The sequence below is a fragment of the Lysobacter sp. BMK333-48F3 genome (genome assembly GCF_019733395.1).
In the GTDB taxonomy this organism is placed as follows: domain Bacteria; phylum Pseudomonadota; class Gammaproteobacteria; order Xanthomonadales; family Xanthomonadaceae; genus Lysobacter.
This window is the reverse complement of record NZ_JAIHOO010000001.1, coordinates 5,010,932-5,036,518: the sequence shown is the minus strand read 5'-3', so window position 1 is coordinate 5,036,518 and position 25,587 is coordinate 5,010,932. Positions and strand designations below refer to the sequence as shown.

The 25,587-nt window shown below is 70.1% G+C and carries 15 protein-coding genes; 9 read left to right on the top strand and 6 right to left on the bottom strand.

Annotated features, from left to right (window positions below):
- Nucleotides 1-3 precede the first annotated feature (3 nt).
- Nucleotides 4-1,848, top strand: a complete 1,845-nt coding sequence (locus K4L06_RS21655) for a hypothetical protein (RefSeq protein WP_221673334.1) — start codon at nt 4-6, stop codon at nt 1,846-1,848.
- Nucleotides 1,841-4,537, top strand: a complete 2,697-nt coding sequence (locus K4L06_RS21650) for a bpX6 domain-containing protein (RefSeq protein ID WP_221673333.1) — start codon at nt 1,841-1,843, stop codon at nt 4,535-4,537. The genes K4L06_RS21655 and K4L06_RS21650 overlap by 8 nt, the downstream gene beginning before the upstream one ends.
- Nucleotides 4,538-4,676: 139 nt before the next feature.
- Here the strand turns inward: K4L06_RS21650 and K4L06_RS21645 are convergent, their stop codons facing one another.
- Entirely contained in the window at nt 4,677-6,692 is a 2,016-nt protein-coding gene (locus tag K4L06_RS21645; RefSeq protein WP_221673332.1) for a M13 family metallopeptidase, read from the bottom strand.
- Between the two features lie 443 nt (nt 6,693-7,135).
- Nucleotides 7,136-9,247, bottom strand: coding sequence for a M13-type metalloendopeptidase (locus K4L06_RS21640; RefSeq protein ID WP_343225802.1), 2,112 nt, complete (start codon nt 9,245-9,247; stop codon nt 7,136-7,138).
- A gap of 291 nt (nt 9,248-9,538) precedes the next feature.
- Between K4L06_RS21640 and K4L06_RS21635 the strand changes: the two genes are divergently transcribed.
- A complete protein-coding gene (locus tag K4L06_RS21635; RefSeq protein ID WP_221673330.1) occupies nt 9,539-10,912 on the top strand; it encodes an MBL fold metallo-hydrolase in 1,374 nt (457 codons plus the stop codon).
- 253 nt (nt 10,913-11,165) lie between these two features.
- On the top strand, nt 11,166-13,550 hold the full coding sequence (locus tag K4L06_RS21630; protein WP_221673329.1) for a GEVED domain-containing protein: 2,385 nt from the start codon (nt 11,166-11,168) through the stop codon (nt 13,548-13,550).
- Nucleotides 13,551-13,571: 21 nt separating this feature from the next.
- Here K4L06_RS21630 and K4L06_RS21625 read toward each other — a convergent pair whose 3' ends face one another.
- The 4 genes from K4L06_RS21625 to K4L06_RS21610 all read right to left on the bottom strand — a co-directional run bounded on the left by K4L06_RS21625 (nt 13,572) and on the right by K4L06_RS21610 (nt 18,088).
- On the bottom strand, nt 13,572-15,104 hold the full coding sequence (locus tag K4L06_RS21625) for a BCCT family transporter (RefSeq protein ID WP_221673328.1): 1,533 nt from the start codon (nt 15,102-15,104) through the stop codon (nt 13,572-13,574).
- Between the two features lie 574 nt (nt 15,105-15,678).
- Nucleotides 15,679-16,857, bottom strand: coding sequence for a low temperature requirement protein A (locus tag K4L06_RS21620; RefSeq protein WP_221673327.1), 1,179 nt, complete (start codon nt 16,855-16,857; stop codon nt 15,679-15,681).
- A 43-nt stretch (nt 16,858-16,900) separates the two neighbouring features.
- Nucleotides 16,901-17,173 (bottom strand): hypothetical protein, encoded by a 273-nt coding sequence (locus tag K4L06_RS21615; protein ID WP_221673326.1) that lies wholly within the window; start codon nt 17,171-17,173, stop codon nt 16,901-16,903.
- A 168-nt stretch (nt 17,174-17,341) separates the two neighbouring features.
- On the bottom strand, nt 17,342-18,088 hold the full coding sequence (locus tag K4L06_RS21610; protein WP_343225801.1) for an SDR family oxidoreductase: 747 nt from the start codon (nt 18,086-18,088) through the stop codon (nt 17,342-17,344).
- Between K4L06_RS21610 and K4L06_RS22825 the strand changes: the two genes are divergently transcribed.
- The 5 genes from K4L06_RS22825 (at nt 17,999) to K4L06_RS21585 (ending at nt 24,710) form a co-directional block, all read left to right on the top strand.
- Nucleotides 17,999-18,790 (top strand): KR domain-containing protein, encoded by a 792-nt coding sequence (locus tag K4L06_RS22825; RefSeq protein ID WP_343225800.1) that lies wholly within the window; start codon nt 17,999-18,001, stop codon nt 18,788-18,790. The two genes, K4L06_RS21610 and K4L06_RS22825, sit on opposite strands and share 90 nt — an antisense overlap.
- On the top strand, nt 18,723-19,259 hold the full coding sequence (locus K4L06_RS21600; RefSeq protein ID WP_221673324.1) for a hypothetical protein: 537 nt from the start codon (nt 18,723-18,725) through the stop codon (nt 19,257-19,259). Before K4L06_RS22825 ends, K4L06_RS21600 begins: the two co-directional genes overlap by 68 nt.
- The gene (locus K4L06_RS22820; RefSeq protein WP_221673323.1) at nt 19,211-20,065 is read left to right on the top strand and encodes an AraC family transcriptional regulator; all 855 of its coding nucleotides are present in this window, start codon (nt 19,211-19,213) and stop codon (nt 20,063-20,065) included. Before K4L06_RS21600 ends, K4L06_RS22820 begins: the two co-directional genes overlap by 49 nt.
- Nucleotides 20,066-20,230: 165 nt before the next feature.
- Nucleotides 20,231-21,127 (top strand): ABC transporter ATP-binding protein, encoded by an 897-nt coding sequence (locus K4L06_RS21590; protein WP_221673322.1) that lies wholly within the window; start codon nt 20,231-20,233, stop codon nt 21,125-21,127.
- A 13-nt stretch (nt 21,128-21,140) separates the two neighbouring features.
- On the top strand, nt 21,141-24,710 hold the full coding sequence (locus tag K4L06_RS21585) for a M1 family aminopeptidase (RefSeq protein WP_221673321.1): 3,570 nt from the start codon (nt 21,141-21,143) through the stop codon (nt 24,708-24,710).
- Nucleotides 24,711-25,587 lie beyond the last annotated feature (877 nt).

Below are 25,587 nucleotides of genomic sequence, written 5' to 3'. Positions count from 1 at the left end.
GCGATGCGCCTGCCGGACACGCTCCAGCCCTGGGCGCCGTGGTTGATCTGGTTCGACGCCGAGATCGCCGGCGTGCTCGGCGAACTGCTGCTGCGCCTGCACCCGGTGCTGGGCGCGTTCCGCATGCGCGCCCAGCGCGGCGCGGCCGAGCCGGAAGGCATCGACGATCTGCGCCGGCGCGGCTCCTACGAGCGCCTGCTGCTCAGCGAGTGGGCGCTGGCCGATGCGGCGCCGGAGGAATTCGACCGGCGCGCCGCGGGCGGCGAGCATCTGTTCCTGAATCCGAAACTGGTCGCGCGCCAGGTCGATGCCTTGACTGTGGCGGTGTTCGACACGGGACCTGGCCAGCTCGGCGCGCCGCGCCTGGTCCATGCCGCGCTATGGATCCTGCTCGCGCAGCGCGCCCAGGCCGCCGGCGCGCGCTTTCTGTGGGGCGTGCTGGCCCAACCCGGCGAACTGCACGAGGCCGATTCGCCGTTGGCGCTCAAGCGCCTGCTCAGCGCGCGCAGCCTGACCCCGGGCGGCGCGGCGCAGGCGCGCGCCAGCGCGGAGCCGGGCGGCGGCCTGGCCGGCGATCTGCAGGCGCAGTGGGCGCAGGCGCTGGATGCGGCCGAGCCCAGCCCGAGCGAGCGCTGGTCGGTCGGCGCGCATGCGCCGGGCTATGCGTTGGGCCATCGCGTCGACGTGATCCGCGCCGACGCCGACGAGCTTGCGGTCACCGTCGCGGCGCGCCAGGCGCGGCGCGAACTGCGCCTGCGGCTGCCCGATCCGGAACCGTCCAGCCGCTTGCTGCGCGGCGAATTCGAGCGCCTCGCCGCGACCCGGCACAAGATCCCGGCCAGCGCGCGGCTGTCGCGGCAGCAACCGCCGATCGTCGCCGCCGACGGACGTTCGGTGGCGACGCTGTGGGCGGGCGAGAGCGCGGCCTACGTGCAGCGGTTGACGCCGCCGCACGAGTCGCAACGCCTGTTGCCGCCCAAGACCACGCGCTGGGCCAAGCACCGGCACTTGCTCGCCGCGTGTCTGAGCGGACGCCATTTCGCCGGCGTGCTGACCCGTTCGCAGTTCCTCGATGCCTGGCAACTGGCCAATTGGGGCAGCCTGCCGCATCCGCTGCCGCAGCATCTCAACGCGGCGCCCGGCCAGGCGCGGCTGATGCAATGCGCCGACCTCGACGGGCGCGACGGGCAGCGCCATCTGCTGCTGTGGAGCGGCAGCCATCTGCTGTGCTGGAGCGCGCGCCATCCGCGCAACGGCCGCCGCTGCGATCCGCCCGGCTATCGCGTGCTCGAAGGCGTGATCGGCTTCGCCGCGATGCCGCCGCAGCGCGCGTTCTATCTGCAGCGCAGCGGCGAGGGCGTGCAGGTGTGCCGGTTCGATCGCGACGGAAGCAGCACGCTGTCGACGCTGCCCTGCACCGGCGAGGCCAGCGTGGGCTTCCTGTTCGGCCACGTCGGTAGCGACGGTTGGCAGGGCGATGTTGCGGTCGAGTTCCGCGCCGGCCAACGCGGCGGCGAACGCCACAGCCGCTGGCGGGTGTGGCGGCGCAGCGCGCGGCAGGGCCAGCAGGATTTCGAACTCGCGCTCGGCGCGCAGTGGAAAGTGATCGGCCTGGCGCCGATGCCGCAGGACGGCCCCGGCCTGATCGCGCTCGACCCCGAGCGCCGCGCGGTGGTGCGGATCGGCGAGCGCGAACGCACCACGCTGTACGCCTCGCCGCAGAAGATCAGTGTCGCCAGCGTCGCCGCGGCGGCCGATACGATCGCCCTGATCGATGTGTCCGGGCGGCTGACGATCCTGCGTCATCAAGGGCGGGACGTATTGGTTTACGAGGGCGGCGATGACTGAGCCGGGCACCGCCGCGAACGCGCGCGCCGCCGCGCGCCACCCGGTCTGGCGCGGACGCCAGCAGGTGGCCGCGCTGTGGTTCGACGCCGCCTGGCTGGCGCCGGAATCGCGCGCCGAACGGATCCTGCAGGCCTGGGCGCCGGGTTGCCGCGCCTGGCGTTTCGCCCAGGGCGACCTGCTGTGCTTCGATCCGCCGCGGCCGATGCGTTGCGAGCGCGCGCCGGGGCTGCCGCTGTGCCGGATCGGCGCCCATGCGCTGTATTCCGGGCCGCTGAGCGAAGCCGAGCGCGCCGGCCTGGCGCCGGCCGATCTGCATCTGAGTCTCGGCGGCGGGCTGCTCAGCCTGGAGCTGAGCCGGGCCGAAGCCTTGGATCCGTCGCTGGCGATCGGCCTCGACGATTACCCGCTTTACCCGACCTACGACTGCAGCGACGCGGTCGCCGAAGGCCGGCGCGAGCGCCTGCCGGTGAAGCCGGTGCGCGAGGTGTTCGGCCCGCGGGTGCCGGCGCCGAGCGCGCAGCGCGAGGCCTTCCTGGAGCGGCTGGCGCGCGGTCGCGAAGGCGGCGAGGGCTGGTGGCAGCGCGTCGCCGCTACGCGCGAACGCATGGCCGGATGGCTGTTGGGCCGCGGCGCCGAACCGGGGCGCGCGGCGACGACGGGCGCGGTGCCCGCGCGGCGGACTCCGCCGGCGCCGACGGCGTGGCGCCAGTGGCTGGAGCGCCTGGCCGTCGCCAGCCGCGCATCGAGCCTGCTCGGCGCGCGCCAGGGCGCTTACCTGCGCCGATTGATGCAGCAGTTCGACCGCGGCGATCTGCTCGAGGCCCTGCGTCACGCCTTGCCGATCGATGGCCAGGATCCCAGCGTCGGTGCCGGCTTCGGTCTGCCCGGACGGCGCGCCGACCTGGGCCTGCACGGCAAGGCGTCGTACGGACTGAACATCGACATCGGCGAGATGGCCCGCGAGCTGTTGCGCAAGCGCTACCGCGCCGCGTTCCAGCGCCTGGACCGCGACGGCCGGGTCGACGAGGCTGCGTTCGTGCTGGCCGAATTGCTCAACGTGCGCCAGGAAGCGCTGGACTATCTGGTCCGCCACCAGCGCAACGAACAGGCCGCCGAACTCGCGCTGGGCTGGGACATGCCGGCCGATACGGTGATCCGCTTGCTGATGCTGGCCGGCGACCGCGAGCGCGCGGTGCTGGTCGCGCGCCGCGACGGCGCGTTCGCCAGCGCGGTGGCGATGCTGGAGAACGGACATCCCGAGCACGCCCTGGCCCTGCGCCGCGAATGGGGCCAGGCCCTGGTCGAACAAGGCCGTTGGTTGGCCGCGGTCGACGCGGTGTGGCCGGACCCGGACTCGCGCGAGCAGGCCGCGCGCTGGCTGTTGGCGGCCGAGGACGCCGGCGCCGAACTGTCGGCCGCGGCCCTGGTGCAGCGCGCCGCACTGTTGCCGGACACGCTCGTCCACTACGCGGCGCGGATCGAAGCCCTGGCCGACCCGGCCGCGGCGCCGGCGCCGCGCGCGGCCTTGGGCCAGGCCCTGGCCGCGCACAAAGGCCAGAATCGTGCGCTCGCTCTGCTGGCGACGCGGGTGCTGCCGGCCTTGGCGGCCGATCGCGCGCTCGGCGCCAACGAACTCGACGCCCAGCAACTGCAGCGGCTGCTGAAGCTGTCGCGCGACCCCTGGCTGCAGGCCGATCTGCCGGCGCTGCAGACGCCGCCGTTGCCGCGCCAGCGGCTATGGGACCGCACCGGCGAGCCGGCGCGGCTGCGGTTGGATCCCGCGCCGGGGTTGCAGCGCCCGCTCGACGTCGCCGCGCTCGGCGGCGGCCGCTATCTGGTCGCGCTGGGCGAGGCCGGGGTGGCGGTGGTCGATCGTCAGGGCCAGTGCCTGCGCCGCTATCCGGTGCCGGCTTCGCATCTGGTGATCGGCGACAGCGGCCAGGTCGCGCTGGCGGTGATCCGGCGCGACGCGATCGCGCGGGTGACCCGGCTGGACCTGGTCCGCCATCGCGTCGACGACCTCGGCGCGATGCGCCTGCAGTTCTTCGCCGACCGCTACGACGGCATCGCCTGGTCGGTGGTCGCCGACGAGCGCATCGCGGTGCTCGACGCGGCGCGGCCCGGCCTCGACGCGCTGTGGAGCGTCGGCGACCTGGGCGGGCCGGTGGTCGCGGCCCAGTACTTCGCCGGCGACGAGGTGTACCTGGTGCGCGAGCGCGAGTACGCCTCGGCCTGGCATTACCGCACCGGCGCGAGGCGCGCGCTGGTCTCGCGCAATCCGATCCGCACGCCGGGCGAGGGCGAGTCGGTGTATCTGCATCCGCACGCCGCGGCGCTGCCGGTGTTCGCCGACCCGCAGGCCGAGGGCGGCCTGTTGCTGATCTACGAATGGAGCGGCTGCCGGCGCAGCGCGACGCTGGCGCCGCCGAGCGAAGCCGCGCAGCCGTTCTGGCATACCCTGCGCACCCTCGACGCCGGCCTGTTGGCCTGGCTGCAGGACGAGCGCCGCGCGCGCGCCTATGCGCTCAATCTGGCCGGGCAGGTGGTGGCCGAGATCGAATGGCCCGAACCCGGGCTGGGCGTGGCGGTGCGCGAGCAGGCCGGGCATCTGCTGCTGTTCGACGCGCACGGCCGGGTGCTGGACATCGACACCGAAACCTCGGCCTTGCGTTCGTTCGCGTTGCGCTGAGCGGCGCTGCCCGCAGCGGCGGGCCAAGCCAGAGTGCGAGCGGGCGACGGATAAGAAAAAGCCCGGCTTGCGCCGGGCTTTTCGTTGCGACTTGCAGTCGCGGCTTACGACGGCCAGGCCGCCTCAAGCGTTCGAGCGATCAGGGGAAGATCTTGATCTGCTGATCGGCCTTGCGCTGCATCGCCGTGCCGGCCTTGCAGCCGAAGGCCTCGCCGAACGCCGGCAGATTGGACAGCGGCACGTTGGTGCGCCACAGGCCCGGGGCGTGGATGCCCGAGGCCGAACGCTGCGCGGCCATTTCCGGGCTCAGCTGCTGCGCCCACAGGCCGGCCCAGGCGCGGAAGAAGGCCTGGTTGGCGTCCTTGTTGGCCGACGGCGCGGCGCCGCGGTAGGCGGTCCAGGCGATCTCCAGGCCGGCCTGGTCGGCGATGGCGACGTCGCGCACCTGGCCGCCGTTGACCTTGGTCCCGCTCAGGCCCGGATAGGCCTCGGCGCTGTACTGCGCGGCGACGCGGCTGCCCAGGGCTTCCCAGGCGGCGACTTCGTTCGGCGTCCACCAGTCGCGCACTTCCTGCTTGGCGTTGACGTAGCGGCCGCGGTTGTCGAAGCCGTGGGTCAGCTCGGCGCCGACCAGGGCGCCGTAAGAACCGTATTGCGCCGCTTCGGGCTTGCTCAGGTCCAGCACCGGCGCCTGCAGCATGGCGGCGGTGACGATCAGGCGGTTCTGGGCGATGTCGTAGGCCAGCGACGGCTCCTGCGGCAGCACGTCCCAGCGGCGGTCGGCGTTGCCGCGGCCGATCCGCTTCATTTCCTCGCGGTGGCGCCAGGTCGAGGCGATCAGCATGTTGCTGCCGAAGCTGCCGCGGCCCATCGGCTGCACGGTGTAGTCCAGGTCGCGCTTGGGCGTGCCGACTTCGATCTTGAGCTTGGCCAGCTTGGCGCGGGCCTCGTTCTTGACCGCGTCGGAGAAGCGGGTGTCGGCGTCGATCGACTTGGCCAGCGCTTCGCGGACCTGGTCGGCGATCTGCTCGGCGCGCTTGTCGGTGGCCGCCGGCAGGTAACGCGCGGCGTACTCGTGGCCGACCATCGGGCCGGCGGCGAGGGTGATCGCGTCGAGCACGGCCTGCTGGCGCGCGGGCGGCGCGGCCTGGCCGCGCAGCACCCGGCCGCGGAATTCGAACTCGGCGTCGCGGAAGGGCTTGGCCAGGTACGGCGCCATCGCGTCGCCGACCCGCCAGCGCAGATAGGTCTTCCACTGCTCGGGCTTGAGCGTGGCGACCAGGCCGTCGAGCTGGGCGAACAACTGCGGGTTGGCCAGCGAGACGCTGTCGTCGCTGACGCCCTGGGCCTTGAGGAAATCGCCCAGCTGCATGCGCTTGTACTGCTTGGCCACGTCGGCCACCGCGACGCGGGCGTAGTTGGCGCGCGGATCGCGCAGGTCCGGCAGCGGCTTGGAGGCGCGGGCGATGCGGGTCTCCAGGTCGATCACCTGTTGCGACTCGGCCGCCAGCTTGTCCTTCGGCGTGCCGGTCAGGGCCAGGATCTTCTGCACGTAGTTGTTGTAGTGGCCGAGCAGCTGGCGGGTGTCGTTGTCGCTGCGGGTGTAGTAGGCCGGATCCGGCAGGCCCAGGCCGCCCTGGCTGAAGTAGCCGATGTGGCGTTCCAGATCCTGCAGGTCGATGTCGGCGCCGAAGTTGAAAGCGACCGGGATGCCGACCTGGTGCAGGGCGGCGATCGAGGCCGGGATGTCCTTGGCCTTCTTGATCGCGTTGATGCGCGACAGCAGCGGCGCGATCGGCTGGGCGCCGTCGCGTTCGACCGCGGCCTCGTCCAGGCCGCTGGCCCAGAAGTCGCCGAGCAGCTTCTGCACGTTGCCCTGCGGCGCGGTCATCGCGCTGTTGAGCAGTTCCAACTGCTGCTTGCGCGCGTTGCCGGCGAGCTGCTCCAGGGTCGAGACCGAGCCGGCGCCGGACAGCGGGTTGGCGCGCAGCCAGTCGGCGTTGGCGCTGGCGTAGAAGTCGCTGCAGGCGGAAGCCGCGGCCGGCGCCTTGGGCTTGGCGGCGGCCTTCTTCTTGGCGGCGTCGGCGGCTGGCGAGGCCAGGCCGGCGATCAGGCTGAGGGCGAGGGCGCAGGCAAGCGGGCGTAGGGTCGACATCGCGTATTCCATCCTGGGGATGGGCGAGTTTAACAATCTCGCGTGGGGGAGCGATGAATGGGTTGTGGGACGGGATTGGGGGTTCGGGATTGGGGATTGGGGATTAGGGATTAGGGATTAGGGATTACGGATTGGAGATGCACGAGACTGCAGGTCGCGGCGTACTCCAGCCGTCATCCCCGCGAAGGCGGGGATCCAGGGCTTCACCGCGGCATGGCTCTGAAGTCTCTGGATCCCCGCCTTCGCGGGGATGACGAGACGATTGGCGTGGCAGCTTGCGATTACTCCAATCCCAAATCCCAAATCCCAAATCCCAAAAAACGAAAGCCCGGGAATCCCGGGCTTTGCGGCTGGCTAAGGGGACGGAGGGGGTTAAGCGCTGCTTAACCCCCTCCGTCCCTGTGCGCCTGTGCGGCGCGGCCGGTCGGCCGCGCCGCGGTCGATCACCAGATCACGACCTGCTTGTCGCCCTCGCGGACCATCGGCTGGCCCGGCTTGCACGAGAACGCGGCGGCGAAGGCCGGCAGGTTCGACGGCGCGCCGATCGCGCGGAAGTTGGCCAGCGCGTGCTCGTCGGTCTGCAGGCGCACTTCCATTTCCTTCTCGGTGAAGTTGCGGCGCCACACCGTGGCCCAGTTGAGGAAGAAGCGCTGGTCGCGGGTCAGGCCGTCGGTCTTCGGGTCCGGGGTGTCGCCCGCGGCCTTCTTCATCGCGTCGTAGGCCGTGGCCAGGCCGCCCAGGTCGGCGATGTTCTCGCCGAGGGTGTGCTTGCCGTTGACGAACTTGCCCGGCGCCGCCTCATAGCCGTTGAACTGGGCGATCAGCTTGTCGGTCAGGCCGGAGAAGGCCTTGGCGTCGCTCGGCGCCCACCACACTTCCATGTTGCCGGTCGGCCCGAAGCGCGAACCCTGGTCGTCGTAGCCGTGGGTCATCTCGTGGCCGATCACCGCGCCGATGCCGCCGTAGTTGGTGGCGTCGTCGGCCTTCGGGTCGAAGAACGGCGGCTGCAGGATCGCGGCCGGGAACACGATCTCGTTCTGCAGCGGGTTGTAGTAGGCGTTGACCATCTGCGGCGGCATGCCCCACTCGGTCTTGTCGACCGGCTTGCCGACCTTGCTCAGGTTCCACTTGTAGTTGAACTCGTTGGCCGCCTTGACGTTGGCGTAGTAGCTGTCGCGGCTGGTGTTCAGGCCGGTCCAGTCGCGCCACTTGTCCGGGTAGCCGATCTTCGGGGTGAAGCTGGCCCACTTCTCCAGCGCCTTCTTCTTGGTGTCGGCGCTCATCCAGGCCAGGTTCTCGATGCGGACCTTGAGCGCCTCGCTGAGGTTCTTGACCAGGGTCTGCATGCGCTCCTTCGACTCGGGCGAGAACGCGACCTTGACGTACATCTGGCCCAGCGCTTCGCCGGCCTGGCCCTCGATGGTGTCGAGCACGCGCTTGCCGCGCTCCTTCAGTTCCTTCTGGCCGCGCAGTTCGTGGTTGTAGAAGTTGAAGTTCTCCTGCACGAAGGCGTCCGACAGGTACGGCGAGGCGCCGTCGATGGCGTGGAAGCGCAGGTAGGCCTTCCACTGGTCGGCCGGGACCTCGCCGATCATCTTGCTGACTTCCTGGTGGAACGCCGGCACCGCCAGCGAGAACATCTTCGGCAGGGCCACGCCCTGCGATTCGAAGAACTTGGTCCAGGAGAAGTTCGGGGTCAGCTTGTCGGCGTCGGCCGGGCTGACCGGGTTGTAGTACAGCGAGACGTCGCGCGAGAGCTGTTCGCGCGACTTGGAGACCTTGGCCAGGCGGGTCTCGAACGCGACCACGTCCTTGGCCTGCTTGGCCGCGTCGGCCGCCGGCGTGCCGCCGAGCTCGAGCACCTTGGCGATGTGGGCCTCGTACTTGGCCAGCTTTTCCTTGTGCTTGGCGTCGAAGTAGTACGGCGTGTCCGGCAGGCCCAGGCCGCCCTGCGCGGCGTAGGCGATGTTGTTGGCCGAATCCTTGAAGTCGGCTTCGGCGCCGAAGCCGAACAGCGGGTTGTCGCCGGTCGCGGCGGAGGCGCGCAGGTACTCGGCGATCTTCTCCGGGCTGTCGATGGCATCGATCTTGGCCAGGTCGCCCTTCAGCGGTTCCAGGCCCTGGGCGTTGATCTTGGCGGTGTCCATGCCGGACGCCCACAGGTCGCCGACGATCTTCTCCACGCCGGTGGCCTTGGTGTCGGCCGCGGCCTGCTCGGCGATCTGGCGCTGCACCGCGGTCGAGCGCTCGTCGAGCATTTCGAACGCGCCCCAGGAGGTGCGGTCGCCCGGAATGGCGTTGGCGGCCAGCCACTTGCCGTTGACGTAGCCGCCGAAGTCGGTGCAGGCGTCCTTGCTGCTGTCCAGGTCGGACAGGGCGAAGCGGTTGACCGGCGGCAGCTTGCTCTCGTCGAGCTTGAGTCCGGTGGCCTCGGCCGGCTTGGCGGCGCTGTCGGCCGGCGCGGTCGGGGCAGGGGTTTCCTGCTTGCCGCAGGCGGCCACGGCCGTGGCGATGGCGAGGGACAGCAACAGGACTTGCGGTTTCTTGAGGGTCACAGCGGGCTCCGGCCGGGAAGGCGTTGGCGTGAAAGCGTTGGGGTGGACGCTGGTGGAAAAGGGAAGCGGGATTGTCGCGGATTCGGGGCCGTATGTGCCGTCGGGCCCGGGACACGGCCGGACGATAGTCCCGTTCCAGCGCCGCGAAGGGTGTCGAAGGTCATGTCGGGGGGCGCGGGCTCGTTCAGCTTTGCCCGGTTTGCGCATCGGCTGTGCGCAGGGCCGCGACCGGCCGGGCACCGGGCGCGTGCTAGCGTTCGGGCTTTCCACGGCAAGCGGGGCGGTCCAGCGATGCAAGTCCATTTCCACGGCGCGGCGGGCGAGGTCACCGGTTCCTTGCACGAGGTCCATGCCGCCGGCCGGCGCATCCTGCTCGACTGCGGGATGATCCAGGGCAGCCCCGAGGCCGAGCGGCGCAACTTCGACCCGTTCGGTTTCGAGCCGGCCGAGTTGGACGCGCTGGTGATCAGCCACGCCCACATCGACCACATCGGCCGGGTGCCGCTGCTGGTGCGGCGCGGTTTCCGCGGGCCGATCTACGCCCAGGCCGCGACCGCCGAGCTGATGCGGATCATGCTGCTCGACGCGGCTTCGATTTCCGAAAGCGAAGCCGAACGCAGCAACCGCCGGCGCCGCGAAGGCGAGCCGGAGGCCTTGCCGCTGTACACCCGCGACGATGTCGAAGCCAGCCTGGGCCAGGTGCGCGCGCTGGCCTTTGATGCGCGCGAGACGATCCTGCCGGGCATCGACATCGCCTTCCGCGAGGCCGGCCACATCCTCGGCTCGTCGGTGGTCGAACTGTGGGCGGAAGGGCGCAAGCTGGTGTTCTCCGGCGATCTCGGGCCCAAGGGCACGCCGATCCTGCGCGACCCGGCGCCGATCGATGCGGCCGACCTGGTGCTGATGGAATCGACTTACGGCGACCGCCTGCATAAGGACCGCGCCGAGACCATCCTCGAACTCGGCCGGGTGCTCGACGCGGCCTGGAACGACGGCGGCAACGTGCTGATCCCCGCGTTCGCGGTCGGCCGCAGCCAGGAACTGCTGTACTGGTTCGCCAAGTATTGGGACGAATGGCAGTTGGCGCGCTGGCGGATCTTCGTCGACAGCCCGATGGCGGCCAAGGTGGTCGAGGTCTACGACCGCCACGCCGAACTGTTCGACCAGGACGCGGCGCGGGTCTGGCAGGACCGCCCCAACCCCTTCCGCCTGCCCAACCTGCAGTTCACCCAGAGCTCCGAAGAGTCGATGGCGATCAACCGCATCGAGCGCGGCGCGATAGTCATAGCCGGCTCGGGCATGGCCAACGCCGGACGCATCCTGCATCACTTCAAGCACAACCTGGGCAAGCCGCAGACCCATGTGGTGTTCGTCGGCTACCAGGCCGAAGGCACGATCGGCCGGCGCCTGGTCGACGGCGCGCAATGGGTGCGCATCCACGGCCGCGACGTGCGCGCGCTGGCCCAGCGCCACACCATCGGCGGCCTGTCGGCGCATACCGACCAGCGCGGCCTGATCGAGTGGTACGGGCACATCGCCGGCCATCCGCCGCTGGCCCTGGTGCACGGCGAGGACAAGGCGCGCGAGGCGCTGGCCGGAGAGATCGGCGAGCGTTATGGGGTGGAGGTGGTGTTGGCGCGGCCGGGGATGAAGCTGGTGGTTTGAGTCAGCGGCGATGAAGGAAGACGCACGCCCTTCATCCGGTCACATGCTGCAGCGGTGTTACGACGCGGCCCTGTGCGGTCATAAATAGTCGATGTGTGTCACTTATTTGTGATGAGAATCACGTATTAGTGTGCTTTCCGAGGCGTCAGCATCTGGGGTCCTCAGGCCGGCAGGGGATTTCGGCCGGCGGGCACTCCTTGGCATGGTTGTTGCGCCAGCTCACGCCAATCTTGTAATGGCTTGAGGAGGCCGCATGAGCGCGCTCGAATGGATTCAGGGTGGGCTGTACCGTATCGGCGTCGGCGCCGCAATCGTCGCCTCGCTTCATCGTCGCAAATCAAGGTTGCGCAGCCATCGTGCGCGCTCCGAAAAGCATTGTCGGTCGCGAGGCAACGAGACCGACGGCAACCGCGGCCTGATACCGCTCGCCGCATTGGCTTTGGCGTTGCCGACATCGCTAGCGTGGGCCGCCGAGCAGAACCAGGCGCCCAACGCGGCCGGTACCTCGGTGACTTATGCCTCTGGACTGACCCTGACCGCGACCCCGGCAGGAACCTCGCCGACCACGGTTTCGCTCGCCGGTTCGGCGTTCGGCGGCAATCCGCCCACCGTCTACGAGCCCCGGATCGCCCTCAACGCGGTCACCTTCAATTTCTTGACTCCGGTCACCGGCACCGCTTCGCTGGCTCCCGGTGCGCAGGAGCCGCACGGAACCCTGGCCTATCAATTCAGTCGCCCCGTGGTGAATCCACGGTTCCACCTGGCGCGCGTCGGCGGTGCGGGCGGTCCTGTGGGATTCTCTGCCACATTCATGACTGCGCCTTCAGGCGCGACCTGGACGGTTATCGGAGGCGCGTTGTCGACCCAGTCGGCGGGCACGGTGCTGAGGCCCTCGTCCAGCGCGCCGGCAATAGCTTGTAGCAACCCGGCGAGCACGTCGGGTTGCGGGACCGCGCAGCTTAACGGCACCTTCCTCACGGCGACGCTGGGAATCGGCATGGGCAATCCCACCAACACCACCGGAGCCGTTGGAGCTTCCGACGGCTACGGCGTTACCGTGACGGTGGACGAAGACTATAGCGACGCCCCGAGTAGCTACGGCATGGCCGGTCACGTCAATTCAGGTTTGACGCTCGGCGCTTCGCTTACGGTCGATCCGATTCTGTCCGGCGGCGTCGACACCGCTTTCATAACCCCAGCGCCGACCACCAGTCCGGTCGCCAGCAATAACGCGGCCGGCGACACCGACAACGCTCTGGGCACGCTGGCGCCGGTCGGCGTCGACAACTACAGCCTGTCGGTGCCGGTGGCCGGGTTCCAGACCGTATCCGGCGCCACGCCGCAATTGTGCGGCTGGATCGACTTCAACCGCGACGGCAGCTTCGCAACCGGCGAGCGTGCCTGCGCCAACGTGAGCGGCAACGGCAACGTGCCGCTGAGCTGGACGATTCCGGTCGGTGCGACCTACGTCGCCGGCGAAAGCTATATGCGTTTGCGCGTGGGCTATACGACCTCGCAAGTGCAGAACGCCACCGGCCTGGCCGACAGCGGCGAAGTCGAGGATTACCCGATCACTTTGCTGCCGCGCGTGCGCCTGACCAAGGCGCTGGTGCCGACGTCCGATCCGGGACTGTTCAATCTGTCGATAGTGCCGGCCTCGGCGACCGCGGTGCAGACCAACAGCGGCGCGGTTTCCAACGTCGGCCACAACGGCACCACCAATTGGGTGCCGGTGCCGCTGAGCACGCTGCTGACGGTCAGCGAGACCGCCGGCACCGGCACCAGTCTGAGCAGCTACAGCTCCAGCATCGCCTGCACCGACCGCTCCGGCGCCAACGTCGTCCTGGGCGCGGCCGGCACCACGCGCACCTTCTTCAGCCTGATCAGCGCCCCGGCAGGGCCGCCGACCACGCCGAACACGGCCAATGCCAATCTCAGCGAAGTCAGCTGCGTGGCGACCAATACCCGGTTGCCGACGGTGCAAGCGGTGAAGGTCACCGAGAACGGCACCGGCACGTTCTCGTTCAGCGGCAACAACGGCATCGCCAACCACGACATCACCACCACCGTCGCCGGCACCGGCGTGGCCGGTCCGGTGCAGGTGCTGACCGCGGCGAATACCGCGACCACGCTGAGCGAAGGCCCGTTGCCGGCGGGGTACCTGCTCGGGGGCATTTCCTGCACCGGCCTCGGCGCGGGCGGAACCGCGAGCAACGATCTGGCCAATCGCAGCGTGACCCTGGATGCGGCGGCCACCGCCTCGGGCAGCACCATCGTCTGCACCTTCACCAATGTCGCCCAGGTCGCCGATCTGGTCATCGCCAAGACCAACACTCCATTGGCCGGCGACAACGATCAGGCCAACGATCCCGTGGTGCGCGGCGCGACGACCCAGTACACGGTGAAGGTGACCAACAACGGTCCGGTGGCGGTGACCGGCGCGCTGGTGCAGGACACGCCGGGCACCGGCCTGAACTGCCCGGCCGGCAATACGGTGACCTGCAGCAGCGCCACCGCCGGCGCCTGTCCGACCACGCCGAGTCCGATTCTGATCAGCCATCTGACCGCCGGTCTCGCGCTCGGAACGCTGCCGGTCGGCGCCAACCTCAGCCTGGTGTTCTCCTGCACGGTGCAATGACGGCCGCGGCGGCGGACCGGTTCAGTCCGCCGCCTCGCGCGCCAGCCAGCGTTGCATCGCGTGTCGCTGGCGGGTCTCCAGCCGTTGCCGCTCGCGATGTTCGCGGTCCAGCGCCCGGTACAGCGCGACCAGCACCAGCACCAGCAGCAGGGCGAACGGCAGCGCGGCGACGATGATCAGGCCCTGCAGCGCGTCGAGCCCGCCGGCGAGCAACAGGGCGACGGCGATCAGCGCCTGCACCGCGCCCCAGAGCGCGCGCCGCGACAGCGGCGGATCGGCGCGGTCCTGGCTGGACATGCTGGCCAGGACCAGGGTCGCCGAGTCGGCCGAGGTGACGAAGAACATCATCAACAGGGCGATCGCGGCGATCGAGGCGACCCGCGCCGCCGGCAGCTGTTCGAGCAGGGCGAACAGCACCTGCTCGTAGCCCTGCGCCAGCGCGCCGGCCAGGTCGGCGCCGCCGAACATCTGCGCCCACAGCGCGCTGCCGCCGAAGCTCGAGAACCACAGGAAACTCATCAGCGCCGGCACCAGGACCACGCCTAACACGAACTCGCGCACCCGCCGGCCGCGCGAGATGCGGGCGATGAAACTGCCCACGAACGGCGCCCAGGCGATCCACCACGCCCAGTAGAAGATCGTCCACTCGCCGACCCAGGGATCGCGCGAGAACGGCGCCATGCGCAGGCTCATGTTCGGCAACTGGTTGATGTAGCTGCCCAGGGTGGTGGTGAAGGTTTCGAACACGAAGCCGGTCGGCCCGCACACCAGGACGAAGGCCAGCAGGGCCGCGGCCAGGGCCAGGTTGAGGTTGGACATCCATTTGATGCCGCGATGCAGGCCGGTCAGCGACGAGGCCATGTACAGCACGAAGGCGACCGCGACCACGCACAGCTGCAACGCGGGCGTCTGGTTCAGGCCGAACACGCGGGCCAGCCCGGCGGAGATCTGGATGGTGCCGAAGCCCAGGGTGGTGGCGACCCCTATCGCGGTGGCGACCACCGCGGCGATGTCGACCGCGGGTCCCGCCCAGCGCCGGTGCCGGATCGGAATCACCGGTTCCAGCAGGTCGCTGATCTGGCCGCGGCCGCGGCGATTGAACTGGAACCAGGCCATCGCCAGGCCGACCAGCGCGTACACCGCCCAGGGATGCAGGCCCCAGTGGAAGAACGCGTAGCGCATCGATGCGCGCGCCGCTTCCTGGCTCTGCGCCGCCAGACCCTCGGGCGGATGCAGGTAGTGCGACAGCGGCTCGGCCGCGCCCCAGAACACCAGGCCGATGCCCATGCCGGCGGCGAACAGCATCGACAGCCAGCTCAGGCGCGAGAACTCGGGTTCGGCGTCGTCGCCGCCGATGCGCAGCTGGGCGAAGCGGCCGAAACACAGGTAGAGCAAGAACAGCAGCACCGCGAACACGATCAGCAGATACAGCCAGCCGGCATGGGCCAGGGTCGGGGCGAGGACGGACCGGATCGATGCGTTGAACGCGTCCGGAGCCAGTACCCCGGCGGCGACCAGGAGAGCGAGCAGGACGATCGAAACGCGGAAGACCATGGATACTCCTGTCGGGGCGCGCGCATGGCGCGCGAGCGCGGCGCGCTGCGGTCGTGCGCGACGCGCACGGTGGGTTGCGCAGCGACCTCGCGCACGAAACGGACTCGGCGAAACGCGCCTGCGCCGGGCGCGGACGGTGTGCGGCGCCGATGCGGCGCGCGAAGCTGAGCGGGAAGGTCCGAACGCGAGCCATGGCCGTAGCGGTGACGGCGCAAGCGGAGCGGTGCGCTCCGGTGCGGTGGACGCGGCGATTGTAACAGCCGCGTCGCGGGCGGCCTTCACATGCTCTTGCGAATCCGCGTGGGCCGGCCGTTCGCAGCGGCCGCGGTGCGCGCATCGGTTCGCGAACCTCGCCTGCCGTCGCTTTGGCGACGACGCAAACCCGGCCGGCATCGCGACAGGACGCTGAAGTCTCTGGATACCCGCTTTCGCGGGCATGACGATGGGATACAAACGCCGGTCGATGGAGGAGAAGTACCGCGTCAGAGGCCTGCCGTCGTTCCCGCGAAAGCGGGAACCCAGGGCTTCATCGCGACACGACTCTCGGCCTGGCGTAGTGCCGGAGCGCCCGCGCCTACGCTCGCCGCAAGGCGATGGTCTCCCACGCCGCGACGATCATGAACACCGCGGTGGTGGCCGCGCCCAGCCATAGCGGCGACAGGTGCCAGGGGCCGGCGGCGAGAGCGAGCGCGGCCAGCATCGCCAGGCCGCCCAGGTGCGATAGCGGCGGCAGCTTGCGCGTATTGGTGACCCACTTGAACAGCGCGCAGCCGAGCAGGTACAGCGCCGGGCCGCCGACGATCGCGGCGATGCCGGCCGGTTCGGCATGATCGGGATGCACCAGCACCAATTCGTCGGCGACCGCGCAGACGACGATGCCGCCGACGATCAGCAGATGCAGGTAGGTATAGGCCAGGCGCGCCTGTCGCGCGCTGTCGTCGCCGTGGACGATGCGGTGTTCGCCGCGCGCCGCGCCGCTGTCGAAGTAGATCCACCACATCGCCACGCTGCCGAGGAAGGCGATGCAGAACGCGGCGACGGTGGCCGGATTCCAGTCCAGCCGGGCGAAGGTGGCGCCGGTGATCAGGATCGATTCGCCCAGGGCGATGATGATGAACAAGCCGCAGCGTTCGGACAGATGCCCGCCTTCCACGTCCCAGTCGGACAGGCTCGACCGGCCCAGGCCGGGAACCCGGAAATACGAGACCGGGCCGAGGTATTCGATCGCGACCGCGCCCAGCCACCAGTACAGCCGCGGCTCCGGCTCGGCCAGGCCGCCGCCGATCCACAACAGCGCCGACAGCGACAGCCAGACCAGGATGCGCAGGAAGTTGCGGAAGTTGCCCGGGCTGCGCCCGCCGCGCAGCGCCCACAGCATGAACGCGGTGCGCCCGACCTGCATCGCCGCGAACACCGCGCCGAAGACCAGGCCGCGCGCGCCGAAGGCCTGCGGCAGCGACGCGGACAGCAACAGGCCGCCGAGCATCAGGCCGAAGATCATCAGCCGCACCGGGACCTTCTCCGGGTCCAGCCAGTTGGTCACCCACGAGGTGTAGATCCACAGCCACCACACCGCCAGGAACAGCAGGCCGGCGCGCAGCGCGCCGCCGGTGTCGAGGTGTTCGAGCAGAGTGTGCGAAAGCTGGGTGACCGCGAACACGAACACCAGGTCGAAGAACAGTTCGCTGAAGCCGACCTTGGCGTGGCCGTTTTCGCGCGAGCGCAGCAGGGTGGGGCGTGGATGGGCGGTCATCGGTGCAAGCGGTGGCGATAAAGATGCTGGCGTTGCGCAGGGCTCAACGGCGGGACAACTTCCACCACAGCGCCAGCGCCGCCAGCGCGGGCGCCGAGAATACCAGCAGGAAGATCGGCAACTCCTCGGCGACGCTGTAGCCGGCGCGATCCACGCCGATCCAGAGATTGATTCCGGCGCCGATCAGCCACAGCGGCACGAACGCCGCCGCGGCCTTGCGCAACGGCGCTGGCCCGCGGCCGGCGCTCAGCCGCGCGATCAGCAGGCACAGGCCGAGCAGGGCGAAGCCGGCGAGCAGAACCAGGACCGTATGCATGATGTTCCCCCTGCGAAGCGCGGACGGGCGGCGGACCCGTCCGTCCCGCGCATGGTTGGCGGCGGCGCGTGCAGGCGACGTGCAGGCGCGTGCCGCCCGGCCTGCGGCCGCTGCGGACGCCGGACCGGCCGCAGGCATCGACTGCAGCGCGCGTCCTGACCGGCGCGATCAGCGGGTGGTGTAGCCGCCGTTGGCGAAGATGGTCTGGCCGGTGATCCACCAGCCCTCGCCGACCAGGAACCGGACCAGCGGGGCGATGTCCTGGATCTCGGTCAGGCCGCTCTTGGTCCGGCCGCTGAGCGCCGCGGCGGTGGCGTGGTAGGCCGCCGACTCCTGCGATTCGGCCGGATAGAAAAACGGCGTGTCCATCGGCCCGGGACCGACCGCGTTGACCGAGATGCCGCGCGCGCCGAACTCCTTGGACGCGGCGCGGGTGAAGTGCTCGATCGGCGCCTTGCTGCCCGGATAGACGGCGTAGTAGGGCGTGTACGCGGCCAGCAGCGAACTGACGATGGTGCAGATGTTGCCGTCGTCGGCGAGCTTCTTGCCGGCTTCCTGGATAAAGAAGAACGCGGCCTTGGAATTGACCGCGAACATCCGGTCGTACTCGGCCTCGCTGACCTCGATCAGCGGCTTCTTGATCACCATGCCGGTGGTGTTGACGGCGATGTCGATCTTGCCGAACCGGGCCAGCGCGGCGTCGAACAGGGCGGCCACCTCGGCCGGCCGGGTCAGGTCGCCCTGCTGGGCGAAGGCCTCGGCGCCGGCGGCGCGGACCGCGGCCACGGTCTCCTCGGCCGCGGCACGGGTGGCGTCGGAGTTGTAGTGGACGGCGATGCCGGCGGCGCCAAGAACCTCGGCGGCCTGATCTCGCGCGATCTCGCCCAGGCCGGCGCCGCCGGCATCGCCGTCCACTACAACTCCGACGCCACCCGTGCCGCGGCCGAGGAGACCGTGGCCGCGGTCCGCGCCGCCGGCGCCGAGGCCTTCGCCCAGCAGGGCGACCTGACCCGGCCGGCCGAGGTGGCCGCCCTGTTCGACGCCGCGCTGGCCGCGGCCGCGGTGCGCGACTGGACCGGCGCGCGCCGGCTGGCCTTCAACCGCGAACTGAGCCTGGCGCCGGGGCTGGAGTTCGCCTTCGCCGCCGAAAGCATCGCCGAGCCGACCCAGTGGCGGCTGCAGCACGACCGCCACACCCTGATCGTCCACCTCGACGGGGCGATGCGGCGCCTGGACACGCGCATCGAGGGCGCCGGCCGGCTGCGCCTGCCGCCCGCGCCCGGCGACCTGTGGCTGATCCCGGCCGGGCGCGAATATCGAGGCGAAGCCCTCGGCGGACAGATCGCCTACGCCGAACTCAGCATCGACCCGGCCCGGTTCGACCCCTGCCGCAGGGCGGCGGCCGGGCTGGGCGCGCGGATGAAGCAGCGCGACCCGTTCGTGCACGGCCTGGCCGCGCGCCTGGCCGGACTCAGCGGCGCCGACGACGAGCTGGCCGCGATGCTGCGCGAGGCCTTGGGCCAGGCCCTGGACCGTATGCGCGCAACAGGTGCAGGCCCAGGGCCTGGCCCAAGGCCTCGCGCAGCATCGCGGCCAGCTCGTCGTCGGCGCCGCTGAGTCCGGCCAGGCGCGCGGCCAGGCCGTGCACGAACGGGTCGCGCTGCTTCATCCGCGCGCCCAGCCCGGCCGCCGCCCTGCGGCAGGGGTCGAACCGGGCCGGGTCGATGCTGAGTTCGGCGTAGGCGATCTGTCCGCCGAGGGCTTCGCCTCGATATTCGCGCCCGGCCGGGATCAGCCACAGGTCGCCGGGCGCGGGCGGCAGGCGCAGCCGGCCGGCGCCCTCGATGCGCGTGTCCAGGCGCCGCATCGCCCCGTCGAGGTGGACGATCAGGGTGTGGCGGTCGTGCTGCAGCCGCCACTGGGTCGGCTCGGCGATGCTTTCGGCGGCGAAGGCGAACTCCAGCCCCGGCGCCAGGCTCAGTTCGCGGTTGAAGGCCAGCCGGCGCCCGCGGCGACGCCGCGCTGGCCGCGGCCGCGGTGCGCGACTGGACCGGCGCGCGCCGGCTGGCCTTCAACCGCGAACTGAGCCTGGCGCCGGGGCTGGAGTTCGCCTTCGCCGCCGAAAGCATCGCCGAGCCGACCCAGTGGCGGCTGCAGCACGACCGCCACACCCTGATCGTCCACCTCGACGGGGCGATGCGGCGCCTGGACACGCGCATCGAGGGCGCCGGCCGGCTGCGCCTGCCGCCCGCGCCCGGCGACCTGTGGCTGATCCCGGCCGGGCGCGAATATCGAGGCGAAGCCCTCGGCGGACAGATCGCCTACGCCGAACTCAGCATCGACCCGGCCCGGTTCGACCCCTGCCGCAGGGCGGCGGCCGGGCTGGGCGCGCGGATGAAGCAGCGCGACCCGTTCGTGCACGGCCTGGCCGCGCGCCTGGCCGGACTCAGCGGCGCCGACGACGAGCTGGCCGCGATGCTGCGCGAGGCCTTGGGCCAGGCCCTGGGCCTGCACCTGTTGCGCGAATACGGTCCAGGGCCGCCGGCGCGGGCCGCGCCGCCGGCGCAACTGACGCAGCTGCAGCGCCGGCGCATCGAGGACTACATCCAGGCGCAGTTGGATCGACCGATCCGGCTGGCCGCGCTGGCCGAGATCGCCGGGCTCAGCGTGCACCGCCTGCTGATCGCGTTCCGCGCCGCGTTCGGCGCGACCCCGATCCAGTACGTGCTTGGCGAACGCCTGCGCCGCGCCTGCCTGCGCCTGCGCGACGGCGATCAGGACATCGCCACGATCGCGCTGGAGACCGGCTTCGCCAGCCACAGCCACTTGTCGGTGGCGTTCAAGAAGCGCTACGGCGTGTCGCCGCGCGAGTACCGCGGCGGCGCCGGTTAGACGCTTCCGGTCACATTCCGCCCCCTGCCATCGGTCACGTAGACCATTCGGCCATGGGCGCGGCGCTCGCCGTCGCTAGCATCGTGGACGAAACGTCCGCGCGCGCCGCGGACCGCCATTCGCGGCCGCCGGCCGCGTCCAACGGGCAACGACAGGGACCGAGCGATGCTGACCATCCGCGATCTGACCAAGACCTACGCCAACGGCGTGCGCGCCCTCGACGGCATCAGCCTGGAGATTCCGCGCGGCATGTTCGGCCTGCTCGGCCCCAACGGCGCCGGCAAGTCGTCGCTGATGCGCACCCTGGCGACCTTGCAGGAGGCCGACGCCGGCAGCGCCACGCTCGAGGGCGCCGACGGCAAGCCGATCGACGTGCTGCGCGACAAGGACACCGTGCGCCGCCAGTTGGGCTATCTGCCGCAGGATTTCGGCGTCTACCCGAAGGTCAGCGCCGAGGACCTGCTCGATCATTTCGCCGTGCTCAAGGGCTTGAGCCAGCGCAAGCAGCGGCGCGAGGTGGTCGACGGCCTGCTGCACCAGGTCAATCTGTGGGGCGCGCGCAAGCAGAAGCTCGGCACCTATTCCGGCGGCATGCGCCAGCGCTTCGGCATCGCCCAGGCTCTGCTCGGCCAGCCGCGGTTGGTGATCGTCGACGAGCCCACCGCCGGCCTGGACCCGGAAGAACGCAACCGCTTCCTCAACCTGCTGGCCGAGATCGGCGAGCAGGTCGCGGTGATCCTGTCGACCCACATCGTCGAGGACGTGACCGACCTGTGCCCGACCATGGCGATCGTCAACAAGGGCAAGGTGCTGTTGACCGGCGAACCGGCCGCGGCGATCGACGCGCTGCGCGCGCAGGTCTGGCGCAAGCAGGTGACCAAGGCCGAGCTGCCCAGCTACGAGACCCGCTTCACCGTGCTGTCGACCCGCCTGGTCGGCGGCCAGCCGGTGATCCACGTGTTCAGCGCCGACGCCCCGGAGCCGGGTTTCGAGCCGGTCGAGCCGGACCTGGAAGACGTGTACTTCCAGCGCCTGCGCCAGCACTCGCGCGTCGCGGCCTGAGCGGAGCGCGCCCATGATCCTGGAATTCTTCCGTTTCGAGTTGCGCCAGCAACTGCGCTCGCCGCTGTTGTGGCTGTTTGCGGCGGTCTACGGCCTGCTCGCCTTCGCCCTGACCAGCAGCGAGGCGGTGCAGATGGGCGGCGCGGTCGGCAACGTCGACCGCAACGCGCCGGTGGTGATCGTCAACCTGCTGGGAAATTTCAGCGTGGTCGGGCTGTTCGCGATCATGGTGTTCATCGCCGGCGCGTTGTTGCGCGATTTCGAACTCGGCACCGCGGACCTGTTCTTCGCCACGCCGATGCGCAAGCGCGATTACCTGATCGGGCGCCTCGCCGCGGCCCTGGCCGGTTGCCTGGTGCTGTACCTGCTGGTGGCGGTGGGCGCGATGCTCGGGCCGCTGATGCCCTGGGTCGATCCGGAGCGGGTCGGCGCCTTCTCGCTGCGTCCCTACCTGTGGGGCTTCGCGGTGTTCGTGCTGCCGAACCTGATCGTCTGCGGCGCCTTGCTGACCCTGCTGGCGCTGACCACGCGCAAGCTGCTGGTCGTGTACCTGGGCGCGATGGGGTTCTTCCTGCTCAGCAGCATCGCCGGCGTGCTGATGCGCGACCTGCAGAACGAGTGGCTGGCGACCCTGCTCGATCCGTTCGGCACGACCGCGTTCGGCCGCAGCATCCGCTACTGGTCGGCCGACGAATACAACCGCGCCCTGCCGGCGGTCGACGGCTTCCTGCTGGCCAACCGGCTGCTGTGGAGCGCGCTGGGCCTGGCGGTGATCGGCTTCGCCTTCGCCTTGTTCAAGCCGATGCGCGCCGGCACCGGCAAGCCGCGCTGGTGGCAACGCCGCCGCGCCGCCGCGGCCGCGCCGGCCGCGCCGCCGCTGGTGTTGTCCAAGGTCGCGCCGCGGTTCGACGCCGGCGCGCGCCGCAGCCAGTTCTGGCACAGCTTGCGCATGGACCTGCTCGGGGTGTTCCGCAGCGTGCCGTTCCTGGTGATGCTGGCGTTCGCGCTGCTGAACTTCCTCGGTTCGGTCAGCGTCATGCAGAGCATGTTCGGCACCAAGACCTACCCGACCACCGCGTTGATGCTGGATGCGCTGCAGGGCTCCTACAGCTACATGCTGATCTTCGTGGTCCTGTACTACGCCGGCGAGCTCGTATTCCGCGAGCGCAGCGTGCGCCTGGCCGAGGTGGTCGATGCGATGCCGGTGCCCAACGGGCTGCCGCTGGCGAGCAAGTTCGTCTGCCTGATCGCGGTGATCGCCAGCTTCCAGGCGGTCGGCGCGGTCGCGGCGATGGGCTTCCAACTGGTCAACGGCTACACCGCGCTCGAGCCGGCGTTGTACCTGCAGAAACTGCTGCTGGACTCGACTCCGTTCGTGATGATGGGCGGGCTGGCGCTGGCGATGCAGGTGCTGACCAACAACCGCTACGCCGGCTACGGCGTGGTGATCCTGGTGATGCTGTTGAAGATCGGGATGCGCTACCTGGATCTGGAGCACAACCTGTACAACTACGGTCGCGCCCCGAGCGTGCCGTATTCGGACTTGAACGGGTTCGGCCATTTCCTCGCCGCACGGCTGTGGTTCACCGGCTACTGGGGCCTGTTCCTGCTCGCCCTGCTGTTGCTGGCGGCGGCGTTCTGGGTGCGCGGCGTGGTGCCGGGCTGGCGCGGCCGCACCGCGGTGGCGCGCGAACGCCTGCGCGGCCGTCCCGGCCTGGTCCTGGCCGCGGTCGCGGCGTGCTGGGTCGCCACCGGCGCCTTCATTTTCTGGAACACCAACGTACTCAACCGCTACCAGCCGTCCGACCTGGCGATGGACGAGCAGGCCGAGTACGAGACCCGCTACCGCCGCTACAAGGACTTGGCGCAGCCGCGCATCCTCGCGGTCGACAATCGGGTCGATCTGCAGCCCGAGCGGCTGGCGGTGACCGTGACCGGCCGCTACCGCATCGCCAACCCGCACCCGACGCCGATCGGCGAGCTGCACGTCAGCTACTCGCCGCAGGTGCGGATCGAACGGATGGAATTCGGCGGCGCCAAGCTGGTCAGCGACGACCGCCGCATCGGCTATCGCATCTACCGCCTCGACCGGCCGATGCAGCCCGGCGAACAGCGCAATTTCGACTTCCGCCAGAGCTACGCCCAGCGCGGCTTCGCCAACGAGCCGGGCGAGACCTCGATCGTCGAGAACGGCAGCTTCTTCAACTCCAACGAGCTGCCGCACTTCGGCTACGACCAGGACGGCCAACTGGACGACCGCAACGAGCGCCGCAAGCGCGGCCTCGGCGAGCTGCCGCGGATGGCCAAGCTGGAGGACCAGGCCGCGCGCGCCAACCACTACATCGCCACCGACGCCGACTGGATCGCGTTCAAGACCACGGTCTGCACCGCGCCGGACCAGATCGCCCTGGCGCCGGGCTACCTGCAGCGCGAGTACCGCCGCGACGGCCGGCGCTGCTTCGACTACGCGATGGACCGGCCGATGATGCCGTTCTACGCCTACCTGTCGGCGCGTTGGGAAGTGCGCCGCGCCGAGCACAAGGGCGTGCCGATCGAGATCTATTACGACCCCCGCCACGCCTTCAACGTCGACCGGATGATCGACGCTTCGCGCAAGTCGCTGGATTATTTCCAGGCCAACTTCACCCCGTACCAGCATCGCCAGGTGCGGATCCTGGAGTTCCCCGGCTACGAACGCTTCGCCCAGAGCTTCGCCAACACCATCCCGTTCTCCGAATCGATCGGCTTCATCGCCGACCTGCGCGACCCGGACGAGATCGACTACGTGTTCTACGTCACCGCGCACGAGATCGCGCACCAGTGGTGGGCGCACCAGGTCATCGGCGCCGCCACCCAGGGCTCGACCGTGCTGTCGGAGTCGCTGTCGCAGTATTCGGCGCTGATGGTGATGGAGAAGGAGTACGGACGGGCCAAGATGCGCCGTTTCCTCAAGTACGAACTGGACGAGTACCTGTCCGGCCGCGGCGGCGAGCGGGTCGAGGAACTGCCGCTGGCGCGGGTCGAGAACCAGCCCTACGTGCACTACCGCAAGGGCTCGCTGGTGTTCTACCGGCTGCGCGAGGAGCTCGGCGAGGCGGCGGTGAACCGCGCCCTGCAGCGCTTCCTGCGCGACAAGGCCTACCAGGCGCCGCCGTACACCAACTCGGCCGAGCTGCTGAGCTATCTGCGCGCTGAGGCCAAGCCGGACCAGCACGGCCTGATCGAGGACTTGTTCGAGAAGATCAGCTTCTACGACAACCGGGTGGTCGAGGCCAGCGCCAAGCGCCGCGCCGACGGAAAGTACGAAGTGACGATGCGGCTGCACGCGGCCAAGCGCTACGCCGACGGCAAGGGCAAGGAGAGCCCGGGCAAGATGGACGACTGGATCGAGATCGGCGTGTTCGCGCGCGGCCCCTCGGGCGACGAGAGCGACGAGAAGCCGCTGTGGCTGGAGCGCCGGCGCATCACCGAGGCCGAGCCGAAGCTGACCGTGGTGGTCGACGAGGCGCCGTACGAGGTCGGCTTCGATCCGTACAACAAGCTGATCGACCGGGTGCCGGCGGATAATCGCAAGCAGTTGTGAGCAGGCCGGGGCAGGCGGCGCGGCGAGCCCGCCTGCCTGCCCTCTGATCGGATTCGTCGCGATCACGACCGCGGCACGACCTAGACACGCCCCAGCACGCACCTCGCACGACCCTTGCGCCCCCGCCCGAAGCCTCCCCCCTTTTGAAAAAGGGGGGCTAGGGGGCATTTGCTTTTCCGCCGGACAATACGATCGCCCTGCGCTCTCGCGGGCGACAGCAAGAGCAAATCCCCCCTGCCCCCTTTTCAAAGGGGGGGAGGCTTCGGGCGGGGGCGCAAGGGTCGTGCGAGGGGCGTGCTGGGACGTGCCACGGTCGCGCTGGAAGGTGGCGCGGGAGCGACGCAGCGTTCCTCGCTGTCCGCCTCTGCCGGGCTCCTCGATCTCCCAAGCCCCCGGAACGCATTCCCCCCTTTGAAAAGGGGGCAGGGGGGATTTGCTCTTGCTGTCGCCCGCGAGAGCGCAGGGCGATCGTATTGTCCGGCGGAAAAGCAAATCCCCCCTAGCCCCCCTTTTTCAAAGGGGGGAATGCGTTCCGGGGGCTTGGGAGATCGAGGAGCCCGGCAGAGGCGGACAGCGAGGAACGCTGCGTCGCTCCCGCGCGGCCTTCCAGCCTGAACGCCGGGTCGGCGCCAGTCGGGCCGAAACCGCCGCGGCTGGCGGAGAAGCGGGTTTTCGCGTAAAGTCCGCCCCGTTCAGCGCACGGCTGCCTCCCCGCAAGGGTACGTTTCCCAGGTTGCCTGTCGCCCCGCACCGAGTTCTCGGATTCGCCGGCGCGACCTTATCCCGCACGTCTTTCGTAGCGCAGACACGGTTCCGGAGCATCCGGCGCCGTTCATCCGATCACTCGCAGCGCGGTTCAAGGGAACGCTGGAGTCGT

What these genes read in the sequence shown, in the direction of transcription:
- K4L06_RS21655 (WP_221673334.1), top strand. Translation starts at nt 4, where the DNA reads ATGCGCCTGCCGGACACGCTCCAGCCCTGGGCGCCGTGGTTGATCTGG.
- K4L06_RS21650 (WP_221673333.1), top strand. Translation starts at nt 1,841, where the DNA reads ATGACTGAGCCGGGCACCGCCGCGAACGCGCGCGCCGCCGCGCGCCAC.
- K4L06_RS21645 (WP_221673332.1), bottom strand. Translation starts at nt 6,692, where the DNA reads ATGTCGACCCTACGCCCGCTTGCCTGCGCCCTCGCCCTCAGCCTGATC.
- K4L06_RS21635 (WP_221673330.1), top strand. Translation starts at nt 9,539, where the DNA reads ATGCAAGTCCATTTCCACGGCGCGGCGGGCGAGGTCACCGGTTCCTTG.
- K4L06_RS21630 (WP_221673329.1), top strand. Translation starts at nt 11,166, where the DNA reads ATGAGCGCGCTCGAATGGATTCAGGGTGGGCTGTACCGTATCGGCGTC.
- K4L06_RS21625 (WP_221673328.1), bottom strand. Translation starts at nt 15,104, where the DNA reads ATGGTCTTCCGCGTTTCGATCGTCCTGCTCGCTCTCCTGGTCGCCGCC.
- K4L06_RS21620 (WP_221673327.1), bottom strand. Translation starts at nt 16,857, where the DNA reads ATGACCGCCCATCCACGCCCCACCCTGCTGCGCTCGCGCGAAAACGGC.
- K4L06_RS21615 (WP_221673326.1), bottom strand. Translation starts at nt 17,173, where the DNA reads ATGCATACGGTCCTGGTTCTGCTCGCCGGCTTCGCCCTGCTCGGCCTG.
- K4L06_RS21590 (WP_221673322.1), top strand. Translation starts at nt 20,231, where the DNA reads ATGCTGACCATCCGCGATCTGACCAAGACCTACGCCAACGGCGTGCGC.
- K4L06_RS21585 (WP_221673321.1), top strand. Translation starts at nt 21,141, where the DNA reads ATGATCCTGGAATTCTTCCGTTTCGAGTTGCGCCAGCAACTGCGCTCG.